The organism is Bradyrhizobium sp. (genome assembly GCF_016462955.1).
Classification (GTDB): Bacteria; Pseudomonadota; Alphaproteobacteria; order Rhizobiales; family Xanthobacteraceae; genus Bradyrhizobium.
Genome location: NZ_JAEMSD010000777.1, coordinates 1 through 2,206 on the forward strand (window position 1 = coordinate 1; position 2,206 = coordinate 2,206).

Genomic DNA, 2,206 nt, shown 5'->3' on the forward strand with positions numbered 1-2,206 from the left:
CTCCCCCACCCTCCCCCACAAGGGGGGAGGGAGCGCAGTGCGCCGTGCGGCAGCCTGCAAGTCCCTAAGCATGCTCACCCCAAGCCTTCAATTCGCCGGGCAGCGCATACGCCCATTGCGTGATGTTGCCGGCGCCGAGGCACACGACGAGATCGCCGCTCTTGGCGATGCCATGGACGATCTTGGCCAGCTCGCCTGCATTGGGCAGCGGCACCACCTCGCGATGGCCATGGGCGCGCAGGCCCGCGACGAAATGATCGCGATCGATGCCCTCGATCGGCGCTTCGCCTGCGGAATAGACATCGGCGACAACAACCGCGTCGGCATCGTTGAAGCAGGTGCAGAATTCCTCGAACAGGGATTGCAGGCGGGTGTAGCGATGCGGCTGCACCACGGCGATCACCTTGCCGCTGTACGAATCGCGCGCCGCTTTCAGCACCGCCGCGATCTCCACGGGATGATGGCCGTAGTCGTCGATCACGGTGACGCCGTTCCACTCGCCGGTCTTGGTGAAGCGGCGCTTGACGCCGCCGAAGCCTGCGAGCGCCTTGCGGATCGCATCGTCGGAAACGCCGAGCTCGTGCGCGACCGCGATCGCCGCCGTCGCGTTCGAGGCATTGTGCCGGCCCGGCATCGGCAATGCGAGGCCGGCGATTTCGTGCACGGCCCCGCTCTTGCGGTCACGGATCACGACCGTGAATTTCGAGCCGCCGCCGCCGGCGGTGAGATCGACCAGCCGCGCGTCGGCCTGCGGATTCTCGCCATAGGTGATGATGCGGCGATCCTCGATCCTGCCGACGAGGCTCTGCACCACGGGATGATCGATGCACATCACGGCAAAGCCGTAGAACGGCAGGTTCTCGACGAAGTGGCGGAAGGCGTCCTGCACGGCCTCGAAGGTCTTGAAGTGGTCGAGATGCTCGGGGTCGACATTGGTCACGATGGCGACATCGGTCGGCAGCTTCAGGAACGTGCCGTCGCTCTCGTCGGCCTCGACCACCATCCAGTCGCCGGCCCCCAGCCGCGCGTTGGAGCCGTAGGCGTTGATGATGCCGCCGTTGATCACGGTGGGATCGAGCCCGCCGGCATCGAGCAGCGTTGCGACCATCGTGGTCGTCGTGGTCTTGCCGTGGGTGCCGGCGATGGCGACGCAGCTCTTCAGCCGCATCAGCTCGGCCAGCATCTCGGCGCGGCGCACCACCGGAATACGACGTTCGCGCGCGGCCATCAGTTCCGGATTGTCGCGCTTGATCGCGGAGGACACCACCACGACCTCGGCGCCGTCGACATTCTCGGCCTTGTGGCCGACCGAGACCTTGGCGCCCTTCTTGCGCAAACGGTCGAGATTATAATTGTCGGAGGCGTCCGAGCCCTGCACCGCATAGCCGAGATTCACCAGCACCTCGGCAATGCCGCTCATGCCGATCCCGCCGATCCCGACGAAGTGGATGGGTCCGATCTCGCGCGGCAGTCTCATGCTCTATCCCGTCGTTCGGCCGTCATGCCCGGGCTTGTCCCGGGCATCCACGAATCCTAACGTCCTTCTTGCAAGACGTGGATGGCCGGGACAAGCCCGGCCATGACGGCAAAAGTACGAAATTTTGGTACGTTTCGCGTCAGAGTCCCGCGACTTTCACCACGAGATCCGCCAGCCGCTCGGCGGCATCGAGCCGGCCTGCCCCCTTGGCGGCTTCCGCCATGGCGGCAAGGCGCTCAGGCTCGGCGGCGAAGGCCGAGATCTCGGCGGCGAGGCGGTCGGAGGTGAATTCGGCCTGCGGGATGCGGACGGCGCCGTCGACCTTGGCCAGCACGCCGGCATTGGCGAACTGGTCCTGGTCGATCGAGCCCGGCAGCGGCACCAGGATGGAGGGCCGGCCGATCGCGGCGAGTTCGGCCACGGTGCCCGCGCCGGAGCGCGACACCACGAGATGGTTGGAGGCGAGTCGCGCCGGCAGATCGGTGAAGAACGGCGCGAGCTCGGCCTTGATCTTGAGCTTGTCGTAGACCGCGCGCACGCGGCTCATGTCCTCTTCGCGCACCTGCTGGGTCAGGACGAGGCGGCTCCACAGCGCAGGCTCGAGCCGCTCGATCGCACCGGGCACGATGTCGGCCATGATGCGCGCGCCCTGGCTGCCGCCGACGACGAGCAGGCGCAGCGGGCCGTTCACCTCGGGCGCGACGTACGTCACCGCAGCAGCGGCAAGGA

2 protein-coding genes are annotated in these 2,206 nt (G+C 67.0%); both read right to left on the reverse strand.

The window, feature by feature from the left end; genetic code table 11:
- Positions 1-64: 64 nt before the first annotated feature.
- Entirely contained in the window at positions 65-1,477 is a 1,413-nt protein-coding gene (gene murC, locus JHD07_RS38240; RefSeq protein WP_291631647.1) for a UDP-N-acetylmuramate--L-alanine ligase, read from the reverse strand.
- Positions 1,478-1,616: 139 nt separating this feature from the next.
- A partial coding sequence (locus JHD07_RS38245; RefSeq protein WP_291631650.1) for a glycosyltransferase occupies positions 1,617-2,206 on the reverse strand: 590 nt, incomplete at its 5' end.

Bases quoted from the DNA above. Each gene is read 5' to 3' on its own strand.
- murC (WP_291631647.1), bottom strand. From the start codon at position 1,477: ATGAGACTGCCGCGCGAGATCGGACCCATCCACTTCGTCGGGATCGGC.